This window comes from Nitriliruptor alkaliphilus DSM 45188, assembly GCF_000969705.1.
GTDB lineage: Bacteria > Actinomycetota > Nitriliruptoria > Nitriliruptorales > Nitriliruptoraceae > Nitriliruptor > Nitriliruptor alkaliphilus.
On the sequence record NZ_KQ033901.1, the window covers coordinates 1,869,222 to 1,876,207 of the forward strand.

A 6,986-nucleotide genomic window follows, 5' to 3' on the forward strand; every position below is an offset into this window, starting at 1 on the left:
CCCGCACACAGTCACGGCTCTGGGTGGCTAGCGACACCCTCGATGCTGTGGACGGAGTCTCGACGTGACGCGCACATCGGCGGTCGTGGCCGCTGCTGGGCGTCGATGTCATCCGCACGGTGGACCTGATCGACCATGCGACGCCGCCTTCCACAGGCCGCCAGATGGACACCAGAACGTTGCCCCGCCCGGTGGAATCCTGAGAGTAAGGGCGGACAGGAGGTACAAGTTGCAGGCGCAACAGGTACTCAGAAGTACACAATCGGGTCCTTACCACCACCCGGTTCGGCCTCCACCCGCCCCTTGGTGCCTGCTGGACGTCTTCTCGGCGGATGGACCCTTTCGGCCGGATAACGCGTGTACGGGCGGGGTTCTTGGGGTCTTGCCGACCGGACTCCTACGAAGCGAGGCCTTGCTTCGCAACGAAGGGGCCGTCGGTTCAAATCCGATCACCTCCACCACGAGAACCGCCCCGTACGGGGCGGTTCTCTGCATTTCCGGGGAGTACCTTTCGTTCCAGCGTGTTCGAAGTACACAAGAAGTACACAAACTCGGCCGCCGCCAGTCGTGGGAACCGCGCCGACGAGGCCCTTGGACAGCACCCGTCACACCTCCCCGCCGTCCGCGGGGACTGCCTCGCCACGAGCGATCAGGACCCGGCGCGCGGAGGCAGCACGTGGCAGCCGTGGAGGTGTGGCGAGCGGGGGACGTCGCGTCGCTGTACGGGGTGGACCTGAGCACCGTCCACCGTTGGGAACGCTCCGGGCGGCTGCGTAGCTCGCGGCGTGACCCGGGTGGTGCCAAGTGCTGGCTCGCCCACGAGGTGCTCGAGGACCTCACCGCTCCGCCACCGCTCGAAGCGGTACCGGACCCGGTCGTGTCGATGTCGGTCGACGAGCTCGTGGCCGCCACACGCAAGCCGCGCCGGCGGGCGAGCTGATGGGTGCCGACGCGGTCCCCAACCTCGTCCGTGACGTCCTCGTGCGTGACAGGGCGTACGACTTCGGTCTCGGTGTGGTCCTGCGTGCCCCGACCGAACCCTCCGGTGCCGGTGGGTCGGCCAGCTACCGGGTCGACTACCGGGTCCAACCGGTGGTCCCCGGCAAGCCGAAGGCCCGACGCCGCCAGGCCTACGCCCGTGACCTCGGCGAGGCGTTCGGTCTGACGCAGGCGACCTTCGAGCAGATGCAGCAGCGCGCCGGCGGCACGTTCGTCGAGTACCACACCGATGTGCCTTTCGGGCAGGTCGCCCAGCGGTGGCTCGACTCTCCCCACCCACGGTGGGGTGAGCAGTACCCCGACAAGGTCCGAAGCCTCCTACGCAACTGGCTGCTCGCCGATCGCATCACCGTGGCCTGGCAACCAGGCGGTCCGCCGCAACGGCTCGCCGACCTGCCCATCGGTGCCATCACGGCCGACCACTGCAACCAGGCCCTCGAACACATCCGGCAGCGGCGCGCCTACCGGACCTACACCGAGGTCCACGGCCTGCTGATCCAGATCCTCAAGTGGGCCCTGACCAACCGGTACATGCGCCCCACAGACGGGCGCATCGTCGACCAGCTCCCGCTGGCCCAGAGCTACGACGCCAGCGGCGGCGTCGGCGGGACCCGAGCCATCCCCGCCGAAGAGATCCCCCCGACCGAGAAGGTCATCGAACTGGCCGTCACCGCGGCCCGCCTCTTCGACGATCGCACCGCCGGGCTCATCTACCTGCTCGCCTTCGGTGGCCTGCGGATCAGCGAGTGTCTCGCGCTGCGCCGCGACGACCGCTTCCGGCAGGGTCCGGACGGCTCCTGGCGCATCGAGATCCGCGAGCCGGTCCACAAGTCGCGACGCAAGACCCTGCCGCCCAAGTGGCGCAAGCGCCGCTGGGCGTTCGCGCCCGACTGGCTCACCGACGACCTTGACCGGCTGCTGGCCGACACCGACCCAGGCGCGCTGCTGTTCGCCTCGCCAGGCCGTCCCGTCCGAGGTCCCGATGGGACGGTCACCCGCATCGGTCGCGGCTTGTACCCCTACAGCAACTGGCGTGAACGCACCTGGGAGAAGCTCGTGGCCGCCACGCCCGACTGGCCCGAACGCGAGGACTGGTGGGACCCGTCCGCGGGGCCCGCACCAGCCGGCAGACAGACCGAACGTCGCTGGCTCTGGCCCATCCACTCGCTTCGCCACATTGCCGCGACCTATCAGCTGAACACCCTCGGTCTCGACCCCGACGTGGCCAAGTTCCTCGGCCACCGCTCTGGCGTCCAGGTCTGGGAGATGTACGTCCGCGTACGCCCCGACCTGTTCGGCCGCGCCGCGGCCGCATCACGAGCCGCAGGCGATCCAAGAGCGAAGTAGCAACGTGATCCCTCGCCCGGCGGCACCTATTGCACAGGTGTCCGTTAGCGTGTATGGTCCCGCTCATGGGTTTGACAGGGCTTCCTCCGACGGCGTTCATGCGCACCGGCGATCTCAGTGATCCGCGGGCGCAGCGGACTCGCGCGTTGCTGCTGGCCGAGTACGAGCGACAGCTGGCGCTCGGCGGGGAGCCCCCAACCGTTGCGTCGCTGGTCCGCGAGGCCGGTGTCAGCCGGAGCGCCTTCTATGGCCACTTCACGTCCATCGATGAGGTCGGGGTCGCCGCGGTGCGGTCCGCCCTGGACCAGCTGGGCGTTCGTGACACGGAGATGCGGCGTGACGACGCCGCCTCCGGCGTCAGCGTGGCGCGCATGACCTACGCCGCGTTCTTCGCCCACATCCTGGGCCACCGTCATCTGTACGCGCCGCTGATCGGCGCGAACGACATCTCGGCCGCGCATGACGAGCTGCGCGAGGTGCTCATCGCGCAGACACAGCGTTCCATCGAGGCCATCGCCGACCGGCCCGACGGTGTCGACAGTCGGCGCGCAGCGCGCTTCATCATCGGCGGGCTGATGGCCGTCATGGCGGAGTGGCTTCGTGACCCCCAGCCGTGCAGCCCTCAAGAACTCGCCGAGCACATCGCGCAGACGCTGCCCACGTGGTTCGCCAGCACGAACACCTCTGCACCGACGGTCCAGGTTGACGTCCTCGCGGAGCAGGAAGACGTCCGACTCACCAACTCTCCGGAGGATCGCAGATGACGCAGATGACCATGGACCCCGAGATCGCCGCGGTCCTGATGGCCCAGGCAGAGGCTGCCGCGGCGTCGGGCCTCGTGATGCCCGAGCGCGGCGACGCGTTCACCCTGCGCGCCATCATGGACCAGATACTGCTTCTGACCTACAGCGCGTTGCCCGACGCACCGGACGTCTCGGTCACGTCCTTCACGGCCACAGCACACGACGGCGCCGACATCGAGCTGCGCTGGTACACCCGCAAGGACCCGCTCACCGGCCCCGCGGTCGTCTACATCCACGGGGGCGGCATGATCTGCGGCACGCTCGACACCCACGACGGTCTCGTGCGCCACTACGTCCAGCTCACTGGCGTGCCGTTCCTCGCGGTCGGGTACCGACTCGCGCCCGAGTTCCCCGGCACCATCCCCGCCCAGGACGCCTTCGCGGCTGTGCAGTGGATGGTCGACCACGCCGTCGAGCTCGGCGTCGACCCCGGGCGCATCGCGCTCATGGGCGACAGCGGCGGTGGCGGCGTCGGCGCCGGCGCCGCGATCCTCGCCCGCGACAACGGCGTCCACCTGTCCAAGCAGATCCTGATCTACCCGATGCTGGACGATCGCAACACGACACCGGACCCGCTGATGGCTCCCACAGCCACCTGGACGTACGACAACAACTACACCGGCTGGACGGCCCTGCTCGGGGACGACCTCGGTGGGCCTGACGTCTCGCCCCTGGCGGCCCCGGCCCGTCTGAGCGACTTCAGGGGACTGGCGCCCAGCTACGTCGAGGTCGCCGAGCTCGACATCTTCCGCGACGAATCGATCGCGTACGCGCAGCAGTTGCTCCGCGCTGGCGTCTCCTGTGAGCTGCACGTCCACCCCGGCGGCCCGCACGTGCACGATTGGTTGAACCCGAATGGCTCGCTCTCCCGACGAGTCGTCGCCGACCGAGTACGCGTCATCACCACGCTCTAGGTATCTCACGGCTCGAAGCGGGGTGGGTCCGTGGACTCGTCCAGGTCGTGCCCGTGATCTCCACCCGGTCGTGGGTCTCGATCCGCGACCGGGACTCGGTCTGCCGTGTCGCTCAACCCGTCGGCAGCCGCCAGAGGGGAGCCAACGCGCGTTGGACCTCCTCGATCTGCGGTCGTGGTGGAAGATCGTGCCGTCCATCGTGCTGCGGCCGCGGGCAGCGACGGCCATGTCGAGCGCGTCCACGACCAGGTGCGCGTCGTGGCGGGCACCCATCGACCAGCCGATGAGCCGCCGGGATGCCAGATCGATCACGGTCGCCAGGTACAGCCACCCTGCCCGGTGGGGACGTAGGTGATGTCGCCGGCCCAGACCGTGTCGAGCAGCGACGGTTGGAACTGGCGGCCTACCAGATCCGCGATCGGCGGCGCGTCCCGATCCGCCTTGGTCAGCGACCGACGTCGGCGCGGACGATGGCCCTGCAGGCCCTGCTGACGCATCAGCCGGGCGGTGCGTTTGCGGTTGACCACCCACCCCTGGTCGGCCAGCTCCGCGGTGATGCGCGGCTCGCCGTAGGTGCCCGACGACGCACGGTGGATGTCGACGATCTGGTCGATCAGGTGCGCCTCGTCCCACTCGGCCACGGTCGGCCCCACGGGCCGCTCGTGCCAGGCGTAGAACGCCGAGCGCGACACCCCGGCCGCCTCGCAGGCATCGGTGACGTTGAACCCCTCGGCCTTCCGGGCGGCCACGCAGCGATAGCGCGTCACTGCGGCGACTCCTTCACCCAGAAGGCCACGGTTCGTTTGAGCAGATCACGCTCCACCCGCAGCTTGGCGTTCTCCGCCTCGAGCTTCTTGAGCCTGGCCCGCTCGTCCGGCGCGAGGCCGCTGCCCGACGCTTGTTCGTCCTGGTGGCGGCGGACCCAGTTCCCCAGCGTGGAGTCGTAGATCCCAGCTCAGCCGCGACCTCCGCGATCGGCCTGCCGGTGGTCAGCACCAGGTCGACCGCGTCACGCTTGAACTCCTCGGAGAACCTCCGGCGCGGTCGTGGTTGTCGTCTCTCGTTGTCGTGTCCCATGCGGACATCCTGTCATCCAGGGTGTCCGGCCGCTGGGGGGAGGTCCACTGACGACTTCAGGATCGCGTTGGCGCGACGCAGCTCACGGTTCTCCTGCTCGAGCTGCTTGATCCTTGCCTGCTCCGCGGTCGTCATTCCGGGTGCGCTGCCACCGTCGATCTCGGCCTGCTTGACCCACCCCCGCACCGACTCGACCCCGTAGCCGAGCTGGTCAGCGACCCGCCGGACCGTGCCCTGCCTGGTGCCGAGCTCGGCCCGCAGCGCCTGCACCATCCGGACGGCCTGCTCCTTCTCCGCCGGCGTGTAGCGGCGTGACTGCGGCTTGCCTGAACTCCCGATCGTGGACATGACTCCTCCTTGGAAACCAAGGTTAGGAGCCTCCATCAGACCCAGGGTGGATCAGACGAACTGGTCGCCGACGACTGGACGATGTGCCAGCAACTGGGGACCGAGGCCCACGCGGTCGGGGACCAGGGCATCCGCACCTACTCCGCGACTGGCGTCGACACGGTCCTGGTGGTGTTCCCCGAACTGCTCGGCGGCAGCCTCACCACGGTCGAACTCGTCGAGCGGTGGGACGACCTCACCGATCTGTCATGAGAAGCCGGGGCAGCCCCTCATGTCCACATCCGGCGGAACCTGTCCACCTTGCGGTGGCGGAGCCGCGCTACGGTCCGAAAGACCCCGGGAGCGCTCGATGGTCATTCGGCGAAAAGTGTGCAGAAGTACGCACGGCGCTGCCTCTGCCTGCCTCCCTACACCTCCGCCGGCCTCTCCCTGCCTGTCTGGCGGATGGCCTGAGATCGAGGTGCCAGCCCCGGATTCTCGCTCGTATAGGCCTGAATCGCCCGTCTACGTCCTGCTGGCCGATCTTCTTGGCCCCTTGATTCGCAACGAAGGGGCCGTCGGTTCAAATCCGATCACCTCCACCACCTCGAGAACCGCCCCGCACGGGCGGTTCTCTGCATTCCGCCTGAGTACCGTTCGTTCCGGTGTGTTCCGAGTACACAAGAAGTACACAACTCGGCTGCCGCCAGCCGTGGGAACCGCGCCGACGAAGCCCTTGGACAGCGACCGTCACACCTCCCCGCCGTCCGCGGGGACTGCCTCGCCACGAGCGATCAGGACCCGGCGCGCGGAGGCAGCACGTGGCAGCCGTGGAGGTGTGGCGAGCCGCTGATGTCGCGTCGCTGTACGGGGAGGACCTGAGCACCGTCCACCGCTGGGAGCGCACCGGGCGGCTGCGCAGCTCGCGGCGCGACCCGGGTGGTGCCAAGTACTGGCTGGCTCACGAGCTGCTCGAGGACCTCACCGCTCCGCCACCGCTCGAACCGGCACCGGACCCGGTCGTGGCCATGTCGGTCGACGAGCTCGTGGCCGCCACCCGCAGGCCGCGCCGGCGGGCCAGCTGATGAGCGCACCCGTCCCGAACCTCGTCCGTGACGCCCTCACCCGTGAGGGGGCCTACGACTTCGGTCTCGGCGTGGGTACATGCGCCCCACCGACGGCCGCATCGTCGACCAGCTGCCGCTGGCCCAGAGCTATGACGCCGGCGGTGGCGTGGGCGGGACCCGGGCCATCCCCGCCGAGGAGATCCCCCCGGCCGAGAAGGTCACCGAGCTCGCCGCCACCGCGGCCCGCCTCTTCGACGATCGCACCGCCGGGCTGATCTACCTGCCCGCGTTCGGTGGCCTGCGGATCAGCGAGTGCCTCGCGCTGCGCCGCGACGACTGCTTCCAGCAGGGTCCGGACGGCTCCTGGCGCATCGAGATCCGCGAGCCGGTCCACAAGTCGCGACGCAAGACCCTGCCGCCCAAGTGGCGCAAGCGCCGCTGGGCGTTCGCGC

General features: G+C 69.2%; 9 protein-coding genes and 2 pseudogenes. 7 read left to right on the forward strand and 4 right to left on the reverse strand.

Annotated elements, in window-relative coordinates:
• The first annotated feature begins 676 nt into the window (after nucleotides 1–676).
• From NITAL_RS08835 to NITAL_RS08850, 4 genes are all read left to right on the forward strand, one after another.
• Nucleotides 677–940, forward strand: a complete 264-nt coding sequence (locus NITAL_RS08835) for a hypothetical protein (protein ID WP_052665870.1) — start codon at nucleotides 677–679, stop codon at nucleotides 938–940.
• Nucleotides 940–2,346, forward strand: coding sequence for a site-specific integrase (locus NITAL_RS08840; protein ID WP_052665873.1), 1,407 nt, complete (start codon nucleotides 940–942; stop codon nucleotides 2,344–2,346). Before NITAL_RS08835 ends, NITAL_RS08840 begins: the two co-directional genes overlap by 1 nt.
• A gap of 98 nt (nucleotides 2,347–2,444) precedes the next feature.
• The gene (locus NITAL_RS08845; RefSeq protein WP_169786793.1) at nucleotides 2,445–3,110 is read left to right on the forward strand and encodes a TetR/AcrR family transcriptional regulator; all 666 of its coding nucleotides are present in this window, start codon (nucleotides 2,445–2,447) and stop codon (nucleotides 3,108–3,110) included.
• Complete coding sequence (locus NITAL_RS08850; RefSeq protein WP_052665878.1) at nucleotides 3,107–4,063, forward strand: alpha/beta hydrolase; 957 nt, start codon at nucleotides 3,107–3,109, stop codon at nucleotides 4,061–4,063. Before NITAL_RS08845 ends, NITAL_RS08850 begins: the two co-directional genes overlap by 4 nt.
• A 219-nt stretch (nucleotides 4,064–4,282) precedes the next feature.
• On the opposite strand, the pseudogene NITAL_RS29565 reads toward NITAL_RS08850, so the two are convergent.
• From NITAL_RS29565 to NITAL_RS08860, 4 genes and pseudogenes are all read right to left on the reverse strand, one after another.
• Nucleotides 4,283–4,375: pseudogene (locus NITAL_RS29565) on the reverse strand (hypothetical protein); the annotation flags it as partial.
• Nucleotides 4,372–4,830 carry an IS3 family transposase gene (locus NITAL_RS27160; protein ID WP_169786794.1) on the reverse strand — a complete coding sequence of 153 codons (459 nt, stop codon included), beginning with the start codon at nucleotides 4,828–4,830 and terminating at the stop codon, nucleotides 4,372–4,374. The pseudogene NITAL_RS29565 and the gene NITAL_RS27160, both read right to left, overlap by 4 nt.
• A 13-nt stretch (nucleotides 4,831–4,843) precedes the next feature.
• The gene (locus NITAL_RS29570) at nucleotides 4,844–5,140 is read right to left on the reverse strand and encodes a transposase (RefSeq protein ID WP_083441375.1); all 297 of its coding nucleotides are present in this window, start codon (nucleotides 5,138–5,140) and stop codon (nucleotides 4,844–4,846) included.
• A gap of 54 nt (nucleotides 5,141–5,194) precedes the next feature.
• Nucleotides 5,195–5,488: pseudogene (locus NITAL_RS08860) on the reverse strand (transposase); the annotation flags it as partial.
• Nucleotides 5,489–5,569: 81 nt separating this feature from the next.
• On the opposite strand from NITAL_RS08860, the gene NITAL_RS27165 reads away from it, so the two are divergent.
• The 3 genes from NITAL_RS27165 to NITAL_RS27960 all read left to right on the forward strand — a co-directional run.
• A complete protein-coding gene (locus NITAL_RS27165) occupies nucleotides 5,570–5,740 on the forward strand; it encodes a hypothetical protein (protein ID WP_157041730.1) in 171 nt (56 codons plus the stop codon).
• A 548-nt stretch (nucleotides 5,741–6,288) separates the two neighbouring features.
• The gene (locus NITAL_RS08865; RefSeq protein ID WP_052665885.1) at nucleotides 6,289–6,552 is read left to right on the forward strand and encodes a MerR family transcriptional regulator; all 264 of its coding nucleotides are present in this window, start codon (nucleotides 6,289–6,291) and stop codon (nucleotides 6,550–6,552) included.
• Nucleotides 6,553–6,631: 79 nt separating this feature from the next.
• A partial coding sequence (locus tag NITAL_RS27960; RefSeq protein ID WP_052665887.1) for a site-specific integrase occupies nucleotides 6,632–6,986 on the forward strand: 355 nt, incomplete at its 3' end.

What these genes read in the sequence shown, in the direction of transcription:
- NITAL_RS08840 (WP_052665873.1), top strand. Translation starts at nt 940, where the DNA reads ATGGGTGCCGACGCGGTCCCCAACCTCGTCCGTGACGTCCTCGTGCGT.
- NITAL_RS08845 (WP_169786793.1), top strand. Translation starts at nt 2,445, where the DNA reads ATGCGCACCGGCGATCTCAGTGATCCGCGGGCGCAGCGGACTCGCGCG.
- NITAL_RS08850 (WP_052665878.1), top strand. Translation starts at nt 3,107, where the DNA reads ATGACGCAGATGACCATGGACCCCGAGATCGCCGCGGTCCTGATGGCC.
- NITAL_RS29570 (WP_083441375.1), bottom strand. Translation starts at nt 5,140, where the DNA reads ATGGGACACGACAACGAGAGACGACAACCACGACCGCGCCGGAGGTTC.
- NITAL_RS27165 (WP_157041730.1), top strand. Translation starts at nt 5,570, where the DNA reads ATGTGCCAGCAACTGGGGACCGAGGCCCACGCGGTCGGGGACCAGGGC.